This is a genomic window from Streptomyces bluensis (assembly GCF_014650715.1).
Classification (GTDB): Bacteria; Actinomycetota; Actinomycetes; order Streptomycetales; family Streptomycetaceae; genus Streptomyces; species Streptomyces bluensis.
Window position 1 is genome coordinate 445,271 of sequence record NZ_BMVM01000004.1, and the last position, 15,696, is coordinate 460,966.

Here is a 15,696-nt window from a genome sequence, read left to right on the forward strand (position 1 = left end):
CTAACGCGCGGGATCGGGCCGGCTCTTGAGATCGAAAGAGTCCAGCAGCCTCGTCAGGATGCGGTCGAACGTCGCCTCCGGGTCGTCCGGCGGTGCGACGCCCTCGGCGTAGAGGGCCGCCAGGTGCGGATAGTCGCCCGTCATGACCTGGCTCATCAGGTAGGCGCCCCGCACGGCCTCCTCCCGCTCCGCCGACCAGGGCACGGAGCGGGCGCGCTCGGCGACGGCCTGCTCGTTGGCGACGAAGAGCATGACCGACCCGTTGACCATCCCGAACAGCTCCAGCTTCGTACTGGCCGGCACGTCGAGGCCCTCCAGACAGGCGAGGCACCAGTCGATACAGCGCAAGGCGTTGGGGCTGATGCCGTAGACGGTCGACATCACGCGAACCACCCAGGGGTGGCGGCGCATGATGCCGCGAGCCTGGCGGGCCAGGCCCAGCATGTCCGCGCGCCAGTCGCCGCTGGGTTCGCCGGACAGGTCGTACTCCGCGCTGACCAGGTCGACCATCAGCTCGTACAGGTCCTCCTTGCGCGGCACGTAGTTGTAGAGCGACATGGTGCCGCAGCCGATCTCGGCGGCGACGCGGCGCATCGAGACCGCGTCGAGGCCGTCCGCGTCGGCGATACGGACGGCCGCCGCCGCGATGTCGGCTCGGCTGTACGCGGGTTTCGGGCCGCGGCCCGCACGCTCGGGGCGTGCCCAGATCACCTCGGGTTCGGCCGTTCGGCCCGCCATTGATCATCACCTCGCTCACCATCCTAGTTACGTACGCCGTACGTAGTGGGGTATGGTCAGCTCATGAATACTACGTACGCTGTACTTAGTGAGGGTCTGGAGAAGCGCTTCCGCGACGTTCAGGCACTGTGTGGACTGGACCTCGCGGTCGCCGAGGGCACGGTCTGCGGGCTGCTCGGGCCGAACGGCGCGGGCAAGACGACCGCGGTCCGGGTCCTGACCACCCTGCTGGCCCCGGACACCGGGACGGCCCGGGTGGCCGGGCACGACGTCGTGCGCGAAGCCGCGGCGGTCCGCCGCCGGATCGCGGTCACCGGGCAGTACGCCTCGGTCGACGGCGATCTGACCGGCGCCGAGAACCTGCGCCTGTTCGCCCGTCTGCTGCGCGCGCCGCGCTCGCGGGCCGACGAGCTGCTGGAGCGCTTCGGGCTGGCGCAGGCCGCGGACCGCCCCGCGCGCACCTACTCCGGCGGTATGCGGCGCCGGCTCGACCTGGCGGCCAGCCTCGTCACCCGTCCCGCCGTGCTGTTCCTGGACGAGCCGACGACGGGACTCGACCCGCACAGCAGGAACGAAATCTGGGAGGCCGTACGGGAACTGGCGCGCGACGGTACGACCGTGCTGCTGACCACGCAGTACCTGGAGGAGGCCGATCAGCTGGCCGACGACATCGTGCTGATCGACGAGGGCCGGGCCGCCCACCAGGGCACACCGGCCCGGCTGAAGGCGCAGATCGGCGCCTACGCCGAAGTGGTCGTCGCGGCGGAGGGCGGTGAGCCCGCGCTGCACGCGGCCGCCGTGGTCCTGGACCAACTGACCGGCACGGAGCCGGTGCTCGACCGTGAGCGGCGCACCGCGGGGGCGGTCGTCCTGGACCCGGACCTCACCCTCCCCCGTATCGTCCGCGAACTGGACGCCGGCCGGGTGCCGGTCGTCGACGCGAGCCTGCGACCGCCCACCCTCGACGAGGTCTTCCTGCGCCTCACCGCCCGTAAGGAGGCCGCCGTATGAGCGCGCTGGTCATCGACGGCGCCGCGGTCCTGGTCCGCAACCTCCAGCGGATCCGGCACGCGCCCGCCATCACGGTCCTGACACAGACGATGCCGGTCGTGTTCCTGCTGTTCTTCGGTTACGTCTTCGGCAGCGCGCTCGCCATGCCGGGCGAGGAGTACCGGGCGTTCCTGGTTCCGGGGCTGCTGGTGGCGACCGTCGCGAACGGCATCATGACGGGGATGTTCGGCGCCGCCCAGGACGCGCACCGCGGCGTGATGGACCGGTTCCGTACGCTGCCGATGAGCCGCTCCGCCGTGCCCGTGGGCCAGGCGGTGGCCGACCTGCTGACGACCGCGGTCGGGCTCGTTCCGCTGCTGCTGGTCGGGCTCGCGATGGGCTGGCGGATCGAGGGCGGCTGGCCGTCGGCGGTGGGCGCCTTCGGTCTGTTGCTGCTCTTCCGCTTCGCCACCACCTGGGTCGGCATCCTGCTCGGGCTCGCCTCGCGGAGCGAGGAGGCGGCCGGACAGCTCGGCAGCGCCACCTTCATGCTGCCGCTGCTGTCGAACGCGTACATCCCCACGGACGGCCTGCCGGGCTGGCTGCGCACGATCGCCGAGTGGAACCCGATCAGCGCGGTGACGACGGCGCTGCGGCATCTGTTCGGCAACGCCCCGGTGCCGCAGGACGGAGCCTGGCCGGTGACCCACCCCGTCGCCGGTTCCCTGCTGTGGTGCGCCGTGCTGATCGCCGTGTTCCTGCCGCTGGCCGTACGCCGGTACGCGCGCGGGGAACGGTGAGAGGGGCCGCGGGCCACGGTTGACGCAGACGCGGATGACAACGGCACGGAACGGGCGACATGATCCGTGCCATGCAGCCACCACTCCCCCTCCCCCTGGACGGCATCACCGTCGTCACCGTCGAGCAGGCCGTCGCCGCCCCGTTCGCCACCCGGCAGCTCGCCGACCTCGGCGCCCGTGTGATCAAGGTCGAGCGGGTGGACGGCGGGGACTTCGCACGCGGGTACGACACGGCGGCGGGCGGCCTCGCCTCGCACTTCGTGTGGTGCAACCGCGGCAAGGAGTCCATCGCACTGGACCTGAAGGACCCACGGGGCCTTGAGGTCGTACGGCGGCTCGTGGCGGACGCGGACGTCTTCGTGCAGAACCTCGCGCAGGGCGCGGCGGCCAGGCTCGGCCTGGACGCGGCCACGCTGTGCGCCGCGCATCCGCGGCTGGTCGCGGTGGACATCTCGGGGTACGGGGCGTCGGGACCGTACGCGGACAAGCGGGCGTACGACATGCTCGTGCAGTGCGAGGCGGGGCTGGTGTCGGTGACGGGGACACCGGAGCAGCCGGTGAAGGCGGGGATTCCGGCGGCGGACATCGCGGCGGCCATGTACGCGTTCTCCGGGGTGCTCGCGGCGCTGGTGCGGCGCGGGGCGACCGGGCGGGGTGGGCCGGTGGAGGTGTCCATGCTGGAGGCGCTCGCCGAGTGGATGGGGCATCCGCTGCACCACACGATGCACGGCGGAACTCCCCCGGCGCGCACGGGACTCGGTCACGCCGTCATCGCCCCGTACGACGCCTATGCCACGGCGGACGGCGGGCGGGTACTGCTGTCGGTGCAGAACGACCGTGAGTGGCGTCGGCTGGCGGAACAGGTACTGAAGCGGCCGGAGTTGGGGACGGACCCGGCGTTCGCCACGAACGCGGCCCGGGTCGAACGCCGGGCACGGACGGACGAGTTGGTCGCGGGGGCCCTGAGCGCGCTCGACACGGACGAGGCCCTGGCACGGCTGGAGGCGGCCGGGATCGCCTGCGCGCGCCTCAGGGACCTGCACGAGGTGGCGGAGCATCCGCAGCTCGCGGCCCGGGAGCGGTGGCGGGAGGTGGGGACGCCCGTGGGGCCGCTGAAGGCGCTGCTGCCCCCGGTCACGCTGCCGGGTGGGGGCGCGGCACGGATGGGGGCCGTGCCCGCGCTCGGGGAACACACCGTGGCGCTGCTGCGTGCCGTGGGGATGACGGACGACGAGATCGCAGCGCTACGCCGGGAGGGTGTGGTCGCCTGAGCGCGGGTCCTGCGGTGAGCCCGTGGTGAGCGGGGCTCCTTGCGGTGAGCGCGTGGTGCTCAGTGGCCGCCGAACAGCGTGCGGCGCAGCCGGCGCAGCGGTGCGAAGAGCGAGACCCGGCCGACCCGGCTGCCCTTGCCGCTCCGCTCGTGCGGCTCGCGTGCGGTGATCTCGCGCATCAGCGAGGTCGCCTCGGCCGTCTCACGCTGTGGCACGGCGGGGCCGGCCAGCACCGAGAGATGTCGGTCGAGGCGCGAACTGGTCGCGCTGCTCCCGCAGGTAATCGCAGGGACTCGCGCCCTGCGCGCTGTTATCTGATCCATGTCACTCCCCACCCGTACGAGTCCGCCCGGCCCGGGCAGGGTAACCCTATCGCCCCCTTGGGGCACTCGTGTATCTCGGTCACAGGATTCATCTACCCCGTAAGGACGTTGACGATTACTCTCCGAATCCGACAGATTTCAGGGCGAGTTGAGCGATCGGTTGACTGGTGGGCTGGGCTGATCCCCCGTCGGGTTCGACGGTGACGGCGAGTGACGTGCCGTCGCCTCTCACGGAGCCCGTGACCAGGGGTGTGTCGCCCTGGAACAGGCCCAGGGACTGCGGCTGTGTGTCGGGGCGCATGAGCCAGAGCTGGTGCACGCGACCGCTCGGCAGATCGCCCAGCCCGCTCAGGGTGACGATCGCGCGCCCCTCCTTGACGGAGGCGACGACTCCGATCCCTCGGCCCCGGTCGTCCCGCTCACTGGTGGCGCGGGCGTCGGGGGCGGAGAGAATGTTGGCGATCTCACGTGACTGGGCCCGCTCCGCCGCCAGCTGGTCCTGTGTGCGCGCCGCCTGCACCGCGAACAGAGAGGCCACGACGAGCGCCGCGGCGGCCGTGGCGGTGGCCAGCGGCACCAGCAGGGACCGCATACGGGGCGCACGCCTCGGGGGCGGTGGCGGTTCGGTGCCCCACACATGGGCCGGCAGATGGTGGGGGCGCTCGGGGGCGGCGCTCCGGCGCGGGGCTTCCTGCGGCATGGTGCGCACGGCGGCGAGAACGCGGTCGCGCATCGCGGGCGGAGCCTGGGCCGCGGTCGACCACGCCAGTCGCACCGCGTCCTCGGACAGTGCCCGCACCTCGGCGGTACACCGGTCGCACTTCTTGAGGTGCTTGCCGAACCGCACCCGCTCGTGGGGCTCCAGCGCGTCCAGGGCGTAGGGGGCGGCGAGCGAGTGCAGATCCCGCCGCGACGACCTGCCGAACAGACTCATGCGGCACCTCCCATGCACTCGCGCAGCCGGGTCAGGCCGTCACGCATACGGGTCTTGACCGTGCCGAGCGGCAGGGACAGCTGTTCGGCGACCTCACGGTACGTGTAGCCGTCGTAGTAGGCGAGCGTGACCGACTGGCGCTGGAGGCTGGTGAGCCGGTCCAGGCAGTGGCGTACCCACTCCCGTTCGAGGCCGGCCTCCACCTCCTCGGCGACCTGGTCGAACGCGGGGTGGTGGGCCCGCATGCCCTCGCGCTGCTCGCGTTCGGTGGCCGCGCGGGCGCTGCGCACCCGGTCGACGGCGCGGCGGTGCGCGAGCGTGAGGATCCAGGACAGGGCGCTGCCCCGGCGGGGGTCGAACCGCGCGGCGGAGCGCCACAGTTCGAGCAGCACCTCCTGCGCCACCTCCTCCGACTGGGCGGGGTCCCGTACGACCCGGCGCACGAGCCCGAACACGGGCCCGGACACCAGTCCGTACAGCTCCTCGAAGGCGTTCTGGTCGCCTCGGGCCACCCGGACCAGAAGTTCGTCCGCCTCCACTCGCTCCCCCTCTGCTCCGGCCGGACCGCACGGCCATCCCCTCGTGTAGGGCATTCGCAAGGAACCCACCTCCGGATGGAGGTACGGATCAGCCCGTCCGAAGACTCGGTGACCGGCCGCTGAAACAAGATCTCAAACGTGTCGTAAGAACGTTTGGGATTCGACCAATCCGCCCTGCCGGCCGCTCCGAATGGCGTTCGTCAGGCAAGTTGGGACAGAGGACGGACGGCATGACACCTACTTCCAGGAGCGGCTCGGGGCGCAGGAGCATCGCGACCCTCATCTGTGGTGCGCTGGCTGCCGGGGGGCTCGCAGCCGCCGGCGTGACCGCGCTGGAACCGGGGGCGGCCTCCGCCTCCAGCCACCGGGAGGCCCCCCTCATCTCCGGGCAGCCCCAGTTCGACAACACGGACCTGTACGCGTTCGTCAGCCCGGACAAGCCGGACACGACGACGATCGTGGCGAACTGGATACCCCTGCAGGAGCCGGCGGGCGGACCGAACTTCTACACGTTCGCCGAGGACGCCGAGTACGACATCCGCATCGACCAGGACGGCGACGCGCAGGAAGACCTGATCTTCCGCTACACGTTCAGGACGAAGACGAAGAACGACAGGAGCTTCCTCTACAACACGGGCGTGGTCGAGAGCCTCGACGACGAGGAACTGAACATCACGCAGACCTACGACATCGAGCTGATCAAGCTGAAGAACCGGCGTGCGGTGTCCAAGACGCAGCTCGCGGACGATGTGCGGGTGGCTCCGTCGAACGTCGGCAAGGCGTCGATGCCGGACTACAAGAAGCTGCGCGACGAAGCGGTCTACGAGACCGCGAGCGGCGTGACGACGTTCGCCGGACAGGCCGACGACCCGTTCTTCCTGGACCTGCGCGTGTTCGACCTGCTGTACGGCGGTGACCTTTCCGAGGTCGGCCGGGACACCCTCAAGCAGTACAACGTCAACTCGATCGCCCTTCAGGTGCCGAGCGAGGCGATCATCGAGTCGCACAAGCAGCCGATCGTCGGCATCTGGTCCACGACCCAGCGCAAGGGCGCCGACGGCCAGTTCCACCAGGTCTCGCGCCTCGGCATGCCGCTGGTCAACGAGGTCGTCAACCCGATCAAGGACAAGGACACGTTCAACGCGTCCTCGCCCGTGGACGACGCCCAGTTCCTGAAGAACGTCACCGAGCCCGAGCTGCCCAAGCTCATCGAGGCGATCTACAAGATCCCGGCGCCCGACGAGCCGCGCAACGACCTGGTCGACGTGTTCCTGAAGGGCGTCGAGGGCCTGAACCAGCCTCCGCACGTCACCCCGTCGGAGATGCTGCGCCTGAACACCTCCATCGAGCCCACCAAGGAGCCGAAGCGGCTCGGTGTGCTCGACGGTGACAACCAGGGCTTCCCGAACGGACGCCGGCTCACCGACGACGTCATCGACATCGCGCTGCAGGTCGTGGAGGGCGAGCTGCTCGGTGCCAAGAACGACCTGGGCGACGCGGTCGACAAGAACGACAAGAAGTTCGGCAAGTCCTTCCCGTACGTGGGTCTGCCGACGGCCGGTTCGCGGGGCAAGACCGTCGAGGGCAACACCACGGACAACGTGCGCAGCGCGCTGGACGGCGGCGTGGGCGCCGCGGGCAGCGGCACCGACACCACGCTGATCGCGAGCTCCGCGGCGGCGGGCGCGGGCGGCGTCCTGATCATCGGCACCGGCCTGTTCTGGTGGCGCCGTCGGCAGAACGACCGGGCGTACTACTGACCGGTCCCCGGACCGGACCGTGACCGGCCCTGTCCCGTACCGGACCCGCTGACGGTCCGGCTCCCGAACTGGCGCGGCCCGCACCCATCCATCCCCCACGGCGCGGGCCGCGCCTCCCTTCGGCCACCACGAACCTTCCCGTCCCGGAACCAGAGGAGAGGGCATGTCCCCGCGTACGAACGAGAGCGCGCCCGAGGGCGAGCGCCCGGACGAGGACACGGCCGCCCTCGCCGGCGACGCACGCGACACCACCGACGACCGCGACACCGCTGCGACCGGGGGCGACGTCACCGGTGAACCCGGCACGGTGGAGGCCGCGCGTGCGCCCGGCGCGTCGAAGCGGCGCCGCGTGCTGCACCTCGCCGCGTGCGCGGCCGCGCTGGCCGTCGCGATCACGTCGGGGGCCATCGCGCTGGGCAACCGCCAGCAGCCGGTGAGCACGTCGAGCTCGCCGGGTGTCACGGCGGAGCTGCTCGCCGGCGGGGACCTCGACGCGAACATCGCCACCCTCCAGGATCATCTCCGCGGCCAGCCGAAGGACTTCACCTCCTGGGCCACACTGGGCCTCGCCTACGTGGAGCAGGCCCGCACCAAGGGCGACCCCTCCCGCTACCCGCAGGCCGAGAAGGCCCTGCGGCGCTCCCTGGACCTGCGTCCGGACAACGACCCGGCGCTCGCGGGTCAGGCGGCGCTCGCCGCGGCCCGCCACGACTTCAACGGCGCGCTGCGCCACGCCGACCTGGCGCTGCAGCAGAACCCGTACAGCGAACGGGCGTTGGCCACGCGGATCGACGCCCTGGTGGAGCTCGGCCGCTACGACGACGCCGCCGAGGCCGCCGACCTGGCGGACGACCGGCGCCCCGGCATCCCCGTCTTCACGCGCTACGCGTACGTGCGCGAGCTGCGCGGCGACACGAAGACCGCGGAGCGGGTCCTGAAGCAGGCGCTCACCTCCGCGAACGGGCGCGGCGACCTCGCGTACGTGGCCACGCAGCTCGGCCAACTCGCCTGGCGGCAGGGCGACCACCAGAGCGCGCTCGACCACTACGCCCGAGCGCTGGCCGCCGACGACAGTTACGTCCCCGCGCTGGAGGGCCGCGCCCGCGCCGAGGCCGCGAGCGGCGACCGGGACGGCGCGATCCGCACCCTGGAGGCGGTCGTCTCCCGCTACCCGCTGCCCGGACCGCTCGTCGAGCTGGGCGAGCTGTACGAGCTGGAGGGCGACAGGGCGAAGGCTCGCGACCAGTACACGCTGGTGAACGCCTGGACCTCGCTCGCCCGCGCCAACGGCGTCAACGCCGACCTCGACACCGCGCTCGCCGACGCCGACCACGGCGACCGCAAGGCCGCCCTGCGCGCGGCCCGCGCCGAGTGGAAGCTCCGGCAGACGGTCCACACGGCGGACGCGCTCGCCTGGGCGCTGCACGTCAACGGCCGCAGCGACGAGGCGCTGCCGTACGCGCGCCGCGCGGCGGCCACCGGCTACAAGGACGCGACGTTCCGCTACCACCGCGGGATGATCGAGCAGGCCACGGGCAACGACGAGGAAGCCCGGCGCTCCCTTACGGCGGCGCTCGACCTCAACTCCGGCTTCTCCCCGCTGGGCGCGGAGCGGGCCCGTAAGGCGCTCAAGGCTCTGGAGGCGGCCAAGTGACGTTCCACCGGAGTGTGTTCGCCTCCTGCACGGCGGTCCTCGTAGCCGTCTGCGCGCTCGTGCTGCTCCCCGCCCCGCCCGCGAGCGCGCATCCTCTCGGCAACTTCACCGTCAACCGGTACGACGGTCTGGTCGCCGCCTCCGGCACGCTGCGTGTCCTCCACGTCGAGGACCTGGCGGAGATACCGGCGACCCAGGCCGAACCCGCCATCAAGAAGCAGGGCATGGAGAAGTGGGCCGAGGCGCGGTGCGCGTCGGCCGCCCGGGACAGCGAGGTCACCGTCGGCGGCGAGGACGTGGCGCTGGCCGTGGGATCGAGCAGGGCCGAGGAGCGGCCCGGACAGGCCGGGCTCACGACCCTGCGCGTGGAGTGCGGGCTGACCGCTCCCCTCCCCGACCGGGCGACCTCGGTGCGCTTCCGGGCCGCCGTGGACTCCGGCCCGGGATGGCGCGAGGTCACCGCCCGGGGCGACCGGATGACGCTCACGAAGTCGGACGTGCCCGAGAGGTCGGTGTCCCGGCAGCTGACCAGCTACCCGAAGGAGTTGCTGTCGTCGCCGGAGGACACCGCGTCGGCGTCCCTGGAGGTGCGGCCGGGCGGACCGGCGCTGGCGGCGGACGAGGACGGCGCGCCCGGTGCCTCGATCCTGCCGCGCGGAGCGGACCGCTGGACGAAGGCGCTCGACGACCTGGTGGCCCGTCAGGACCTGTCCCTCGGTTTCGCGGCGCTGGCCCTGGGGATCGCCGTGTTCCTCGGGGCGATGCACGCGATGGCTCCCGGTCACGGCAAGACGATCATGGCGGCGACCGCCGCGGCCCGCGGGAACGCGACGTTCCGCGATGTCCTGCCCATGATTGTCTCGGTGACGGTCACGCATACCCTCGGCGTGGTCGCCCTGGGCCTGCTGATCGCCGCCGGCTCGTCCGCCGCGCCGTCCGTGATCACCTGGCTGGGCATCGCGAGCGGCCTCCTCGTCATGGCGGCGGGCGTGAGCCTCGTACGCCGCGCCCTGCTGAACCGGAAGCTCATACGGCAACATGCGCACGACCACCACGAGCACGGCCACGGCCATGGCCACGACGAACAGGGCCACCACGAACACGCCGACGCCCCCGCTCACGAGCCGGAGCGTGCGCTGGTCCTGGCCCACGCCCACGCGGACGGCGCGAGCCACACCCACGCACCGGGTCACGCCCACACCACAGCCCACCGTCACGACCACGGCCACGGCCACGACAGTGACCATGCACACGACCGCCGGCGCACCCTCTTCGGCGGCACCGTCACGCACACCCACGGCGGCTTCACCCACAGCCACCCCGTGGCCCCCACGGTCCGCGGCACGATCCTGCTCGGCTTCGCGGGCGGGCTCGTGCCCAGTCCTTCCGCGGTGGTCGTGCTCGTGGGCGCCGCCGCGCTGGGGAAGGCGTGGTTCGGGCTGGTGCTCGTGCTGGCGTTCGGCGTCGGCCTGGCGCTCACGCTGACGGGCGTCGGGTTCGCCGTCGTCCGGACGGGCGACGGGATGACACGGCTGCTGGACCGGCGGCCCCGGCTGGCCGGCGGCCCGGCCGTCGCGCTGCTGCGCAGGACCGTGCCCCTGGTGTCGGCGCTCGTCGTCGTCGCCCTCGGGGCCGGATTGGTACTCAAGGGGGCGGCATCGGCACTCGGTTGAGCCACCGCGACGGAGGTCGGAGGCCCCGACGGGCGGGGCCTCCCCTTCTAGTGCTGTTGGGCACTGGCTCGGCCAACGCGCTCACATCGAGCGGAGCGTCAGGCCAGGTTCCTCAGTACGGGCAGATAGCCACCCGACTGGCCGGCTTCCGTCGGGTGGTACGACTCGCCGATGTTCGCCCAGTTGACGCTGTGCAGCCAGGAGCTGCCCGAGCAGATCTCGTGGCCGGTGAAGGTGGAGCGGACGTCGCCGAAGGTGAAGCCGTGGTTGGCGGCGCGCTTGGCGATGGCGGCGTTCATGTAGTCGGAGGCGTCGTTGATGGCGGACCGCTTGGTCTCGGAGAGGCCGAGACAGTCCTGGCCCAGTTTGTAGAACCGCGGGTAGCCGAGCACGACGACGCGGGCTGAGGGCGCCTTGGCCCGGATCGCCGAGTACACGCTGTCCAGCCGTCCGGGCAGCGTCGAGTCGACGTACGCCTTCGCCGTGTTGATGCGCGAGAGACAGGTGCTGTCGTTCGAGAGGACGCAGGTCGTCATGACGTCGGCGAAGCCCGCGTCGTTGCCGCCGATGCTGATCGACACGAGGCCGGTGCCGGAGTTCAGCGGGCCCAGCTGATTGGCCGTGACATCACTCGTCTGGGCGCCCGAGCAGGCCGTGAAGTCGAAGGACGAGGGTGAGTTGGCGGCGGCCCACAGATACGGGAACGCCTTCGTGGAGCGCTTGCAGTCGCCGCTGGAACTGATGTAGCTGCCCGCCCCGACACCCGAGGAGTAGGAGTCGCCGAGGGCCACATAGCCGGTGGCCGCGGCCTCTTGGGAAGCCTGCGCCGCCGTTGCCCCGGTGAGGGCGATGCCGGCGGCGAGGAGGAGCGAGGCTGCGTATGCCGTAAATCGGGAACGTCTCATGGAACCTCCCTTTAGCAGGATCTCTGCCTGAACTTTGGTACCAGCTACACGCGTTGACTGGAAGTGTTCATGCCAATACTTTCCATGCGGAGAGGAGTGGGAACCGTCCGCTCAGCGGACGTTTTGTTACATGAACATGACAGAAGCGTGACAAGGGCTCAACTCCCTTGAGCTACACCCGTAGATCACTCAGTCTTTACCCAGCCCGGAGTGGAAGGCGACGCTCCGGGCCGTGTGCGCGAAGACGTGCACACCCCCACAGTCGTGCGCCACACCCCGGCGCACGCTGCCTAGAGGAGGACTCCCTCGTAATGGCACAGCTGCGTAGCAAGAAGATCCGGATCGCCGCCCTCACCACCGTGACGACGGCCGCCCTCCTGGGCGGGCTCACCGCACTTCCCGCCCAGGCCGCCCCGGCCGAGGGCAAGGTGCTCGCGGCCGATTCCCCCACCGCGATCAAGGGCAGCTACATCGTCACGCTCAAGAAGGGCGAGGCGGGTCTGAAAGCCTCGTCCAACCAGGGCAAGAACCTGGTCAAGACGTACGGCGGCACGGTGAAGAAGACGTTCAGCCACGCGCTGAACGGCTACTCGGCCAACCTCTCGGAGGCCGAGGCGAAGAGACTCGCCGCCGACCCGGCGGTGGCCTCCGTCGAGCAGAACCAGACGGTCAAGGTGGACGCCACGCAGTCCAACGCCCCGTGGGGCCTGGACCGCATCGACCAGACGTCGCTGCCGCTCTCCGGCACGTACACCTACCCCGACTCCGCGGGCAGCGGCGTCACGGCGTACGTCATCGACACCGGCGTCCGCATCAGCCACCAGCAGATCGCCGGCCGGGCCACCAACGGCTACGACGCCGTGGACGGCGACAACGTCGCCCAGGACGGCAACGGTCACGGCACCCACGTCGCCACCACCATCGCGGGCTCGACCTACGGTGTCGCCAAGGCGGCGAAGATCGTGGCGGTCCGCGTGCTCGACAACGCGGGCTCCGGCACCACGGCGGGCGTGGTCGCGGGCATCGACTGGGTGACCGCGAACCACAGCGGCCCCTCGGTCGCCAACATGTCCCTCGGCGGCGGCGCCTCCACCGCGCTGGACACGGCCGTGCGCAACTCCATAGCCAGCGGCGTGACCTACGCGATCGCGGCCGGCAACAGCAACGCCAACGCCTCCTCGTACTCCCCGGCCCGCGTCACCGAGGCCATCACGGTCGGCGCCACCACGAGCACGGACGCGAGGGCCAGCTACTCGAACTACGGCTCGGTCCTGGACATCTTCGCGCCCGGCTCCTCGATCACGGCGGGCTGGCACACCAGCGACACCGCGACGAACACCATCTCCGGCACCTCGATGGCCACCCCGCACGTCGCGGGCGCGGCGGCGGTCTACCTCGGCGGACACACCTCGTCCACCCCGGCCCAGGTCGCCACGGCTCTCACGAACGGCGCCACCTCGGGTGTGGTCACCAGCCCCGGCACCGGCTCCCCGAACCGTCTCCTGAAGGTCGTCCAGTAACGGAACTCGCCTGATCTGCACGGGAGTTCCCCGGAGGCACCCCATGCCTCCGGGGAACTCCCGTATACGTCCCCATACAGTTCGGCCCGCCGGTACCGGAACTTCGGCGGCGGAGGCGACACGACCGGCCTGCGAGGGAAACCGGGTGCACGGGCCGCCCCCGTGCCGGATCATGGCGGCATGTCCCCGAACCCATACGCCGCTCTGCCGATCCGGCTCAACGTCGACGACAGCGACTCACCCTCGGACGTCGTCGACGCGCTGTTCCTCGGCCGCTTCGCGACGGGCGAGCAGCCGTACGCGCACGCGGCGAACATCGACCGGGTGCGTTCCGGAGCGACGCTGATGCCGCCCGGCGCCCGTGTGCTGCGCTCGGCGCGGGACGACGACCGCAGCGCGACCCTCGCGGAGGGCGACGGCTGGACGCTGCTGGTCTCCCGCTGGAACCGGGGCGCGGACATCACGGTCACGGCGACCAGCGCCGAACTGGCGGAGAAGGTACTCGGCCAGGCCACCGAGGGCGCGGCGGACGAGCCGGAGCCGCAGCCGGAGAACGTGACGATGGGCTTCTGGTACGTGTCGCCGAGGCGCGGCCCGCACCGTACGACGCGGCAGATCTCCGCGGGCACCTGGGAGGAGGTCCGCCCGAACTACACCGCGCCGGTGGCGGACGCGATGGACCGCCTCATGAAGACGACTCCGGAGGACATCGCGGGCCGGCTCCTGCTGCTGCACGGCCCGCCGGGCACGGGCAAGACGTCGGCGCTGCGCACCCTGGCCCGCTCGTGGCGGGACTGGTGCCAGGTGGACTGCGTCCTCGACCCCGAGCGGCTCTTCTCCGACGTGGGCTATCTGATGGACATCGCGATCGGCGAGGAGGACGCGGCGGGCAAGGGCCGCTGGCGCCTGCTGCTCCTGGAGGACTGCGACGAACTGATCCGCGGTGAGGCGAAGCACACGGCGGGCCAGGCGCTGTCCCGTCTGCTCAATCTCACGGACGGCCTGCTGGGCCAGGGCCGCAACGTCCTGGTGGGCGTCACCACCAACGAGGACCTGGAACGCCTCCACCCGGCCGTCGTCCGCCCCGGCCGCTGTCTCGCCCGCATCGAGGTCGGCCCGCTGACCCGCCGGGAGGCGGTGAACTGGCTGGGCAGCGAGGAGGGGGTGGGCCGCGACGGGGCGACACTGGCGGAGCTGTACGCGCTGCGCCGGGGGACGTCCCCGACGTCGTTGCCGGATCCGCGGACGGGGGCGGACGCGGGGCTGTATCTGTAGTGCTTTGATGGAGGTATGACCCTGTTCGTCGGCACGTCGGGGTGGCAGTACAAGGACTGGCGTGACGTCCTGTACCCGGCCGGGTTGCCCACGCGGCTCTGGCTGGAGGAGTACGCGGCACGGTTCGCCACGGTCGAGCTCAACAACGCCTTCTACCGACTGCCGTCCCGGGAGAACTTCGAGGCCTGGCGGGACCGCACCCCGCCGGACTTCGTCGTCGCCGTCAAGGCGAGCCGCTTCCTCACCCACATCAAGCGGCTGAAGGACCCCGAGGAACCGGTGCACCGGCTGATGAGCCACGCCGCCGGGCTCGGCGACCGCCTGGGCCCGGTCCTCCTCCAGCTCCCGCCCACGCTGCGCGCCGACACCGGTCTGCTGGACGCCTGTCTCGCCTGCTTCCCCTCCGGGACCCGTGTCGCGGTCGAGCCCCGCCACGACTCCTGGTGGACGCCCGAGGTGCGCGAGGCACTTCAGAAGCGGGGCGCCGCCCTCTGCTGGGCCGACGTGCGCGCCCAGCCGGTGACCCCGCTGTGGCGGACCACCGACTGGGGCTACGTCCGCTTCCACGAGGGCCGCGCCCGGCAGTGGCCCCGCTACGGCCGCCGCTCCCTGGAGACCTGGGTCGACCGAGTCGCGACGACCTGGTCCCACGACGACGACGTCTACGCCTACTTCAACAACGACCCGAACGGCGCGGCAGTGAAGGACGCGAGGGAGTTCGCAACCGCAGCACACAAAGCCCACCTACGGGTCACAAGGACCCAGCTTCCTTCCAAGGCGAGCCGGTAACCCCACACCCCCTAAGGGGCGCGGGGAACTGCGCGACAAGCCACACACAACCCGCACCCGGCCAACAACCACCAGCCCCGAGCTCTGAGCCGCCCCACCGCACCAAACTCCACAGACCCCCTACCCCCCATAAGCCGCCCGCAGGGCATCCCGCACGGCCCCCAACGCATCCGACTCACTCAACCCCAACCGCCGCACCCGCTCCGCATACACCTGGGCCTCCGCCGCGGCGGCCCGTTCCGCCGCCGAGCCGGCGGCAGCCACAAACGTTCCGTTGCGCCCCCGCGTCTCGATCACCCCGTCCGTCTCCAGGGCGCGGTAGGCCTTGGCCACGGTGTTGGCGGCCAGTCCGAGCTGCTCGGCGAGCCCTCGCACGGTGGGGAGCCGGTAGCCGACCGGCAACGCGCCGGAACGGGCCTGCTCGGAGATCTGCGCGCGTACCTGCTCGTAGGGCGCGGTCCCCTCGGTGATACGGATCTTCAAGGTCACGGTCCGATTGTCCCGTACCCGCCCGGAAGGCTTCCC

15 protein-coding genes are annotated in these 15,696 nt (G+C 71.4%); 9 read left to right on the forward strand and 6 right to left on the reverse strand.

What is annotated here, in order from left to right; genetic code table 11:
* Positions 1-738, reverse strand: a complete 738-nt coding sequence (locus tag IE262_RS14690; protein ID WP_189873982.1) for a TetR/AcrR family transcriptional regulator — start codon at positions 736-738, stop codon at positions 1-3.
* A gap of 63 nt (positions 739-801) precedes the next feature.
* Here IE262_RS14690 and IE262_RS14695 point away from each other — a divergent pair, with 63 nt between their 5' ends.
* The 3 genes from IE262_RS14695 to IE262_RS14705 all read left to right on the forward strand — a co-directional run bounded on the left by IE262_RS14695 (position 802) and on the right by IE262_RS14705 (position 3,799).
* Positions 802-1,749, forward strand: coding sequence for an ATP-binding cassette domain-containing protein (locus IE262_RS14695; protein WP_189873984.1), 948 nt, complete (start codon positions 802-804; stop codon positions 1,747-1,749).
* On the forward strand, positions 1,746-2,528 hold the full coding sequence (locus IE262_RS14700) for an ABC transporter permease (RefSeq protein WP_189873986.1): 783 nt from the start codon (positions 1,746-1,748) through the stop codon (positions 2,526-2,528). Before IE262_RS14695 ends, IE262_RS14700 begins: the two co-directional genes overlap by 4 nt.
* Before the next feature lie 71 nt (positions 2,529-2,599).
* Complete coding sequence (locus IE262_RS14705; RefSeq protein ID WP_229877259.1) at positions 2,600-3,799, forward strand: CaiB/BaiF CoA transferase family protein; 1,200 nt, start codon at positions 2,600-2,602, stop codon at positions 3,797-3,799.
* Between the two features lie 59 nt (positions 3,800-3,858).
* On the opposite strand, the gene IE262_RS14710 is transcribed toward IE262_RS14705, so the two are convergent.
* The 3 genes from IE262_RS14710 to IE262_RS14720 all read right to left on the reverse strand — a co-directional run bounded on the left by IE262_RS14710 (position 3,859) and on the right by IE262_RS14720 (position 5,595).
* Positions 3,859-4,122, reverse strand: a complete 264-nt coding sequence (locus IE262_RS14710) for a hypothetical protein (RefSeq protein WP_134040236.1) — start codon at positions 4,120-4,122, stop codon at positions 3,859-3,861.
* 115 nt (positions 4,123-4,237) lie between these two features.
* A complete protein-coding gene (locus IE262_RS14715; RefSeq protein ID WP_189873990.1) occupies positions 4,238-5,056 on the reverse strand; it encodes an anti-sigma factor in 819 nt (272 codons plus the stop codon).
* Positions 5,053-5,595 carry a sigma-70 family RNA polymerase sigma factor gene (locus tag IE262_RS14720; protein ID WP_134040234.1) on the reverse strand — a complete coding sequence of 181 codons (543 nt, stop codon included), beginning with the start codon at positions 5,593-5,595 and terminating at the stop codon, positions 5,053-5,055. The genes IE262_RS14715 and IE262_RS14720 overlap by 4 nt, the downstream gene beginning before the upstream one ends.
* Before the next feature lie 230 nt (positions 5,596-5,825).
* Between IE262_RS14720 and IE262_RS14725 the strand changes: the two genes are divergently transcribed.
* The 3 genes from IE262_RS14725 to IE262_RS14735 all read left to right on the forward strand — a co-directional run bounded on the left by IE262_RS14725 (position 5,826) and on the right by IE262_RS14735 (position 10,682).
* On the forward strand, positions 5,826-7,355 hold the full coding sequence (locus IE262_RS14725; RefSeq protein ID WP_134040232.1) for a DUF4331 domain-containing protein: 1,530 nt from the start codon (positions 5,826-5,828) through the stop codon (positions 7,353-7,355).
* 163 nt (positions 7,356-7,518) lie between these two features.
* Positions 7,519-9,009, forward strand: coding sequence for a tetratricopeptide repeat protein (locus tag IE262_RS14730; RefSeq protein WP_189873992.1), 1,491 nt, complete (start codon positions 7,519-7,521; stop codon positions 9,007-9,009).
* Positions 9,006-10,682 carry a sulfite exporter TauE/SafE family protein gene (locus tag IE262_RS14735; RefSeq protein ID WP_229877260.1) on the forward strand — a complete coding sequence of 559 codons (1,677 nt, stop codon included), beginning with the start codon at positions 9,006-9,008 and terminating at the stop codon, positions 10,680-10,682. Before IE262_RS14730 ends, IE262_RS14735 begins: the two co-directional genes overlap by 4 nt.
* Before the next feature lie 98 nt (positions 10,683-10,780).
* On the opposite strand, the gene IE262_RS14740 is transcribed toward IE262_RS14735, so the two are convergent.
* Positions 10,781-11,587: an SGNH/GDSL hydrolase family protein gene (locus IE262_RS14740; protein ID WP_134040226.1), complete on the reverse strand. Its 807-nt coding sequence runs from the start codon at positions 11,585-11,587 to the stop codon at positions 10,781-10,783.
* Between the two features lie 311 nt (positions 11,588-11,898).
* Here IE262_RS14740 and IE262_RS14745 point away from each other — a divergent pair, with 311 nt between their 5' ends.
* The 3 genes from IE262_RS14745 (at position 11,899) to IE262_RS14755 (ending at position 15,171) form a co-directional block, all read left to right on the forward strand.
* Positions 11,899-13,107, forward strand: a complete 1,209-nt coding sequence (locus tag IE262_RS14745; protein WP_189873994.1) for a S8 family peptidase — start codon at positions 11,899-11,901, stop codon at positions 13,105-13,107.
* Between the two features lie 180 nt (positions 13,108-13,287).
* The gene (locus IE262_RS14750) at positions 13,288-14,382 is read left to right on the forward strand and encodes a DUF5925 domain-containing protein (protein WP_189873996.1); all 1,095 of its coding nucleotides are present in this window, start codon (positions 13,288-13,290) and stop codon (positions 14,380-14,382) included.
* A 15-nt stretch (positions 14,383-14,397) separates the two neighbouring features.
* The gene (locus tag IE262_RS14755; protein WP_189873998.1) at positions 14,398-15,171 is read left to right on the forward strand and encodes a DUF72 domain-containing protein; all 774 of its coding nucleotides are present in this window, start codon (positions 14,398-14,400) and stop codon (positions 15,169-15,171) included.
* Between the two features lie 120 nt (positions 15,172-15,291).
* Here the strand turns inward: IE262_RS14755 and IE262_RS14760 are convergent, their stop codons facing one another.
* On the reverse strand, positions 15,292-15,660 hold the full coding sequence (locus IE262_RS14760) for a GntR family transcriptional regulator (protein WP_189874000.1): 369 nt from the start codon (positions 15,658-15,660) through the stop codon (positions 15,292-15,294).
* Positions 15,661-15,696 lie beyond the last annotated feature (36 nt).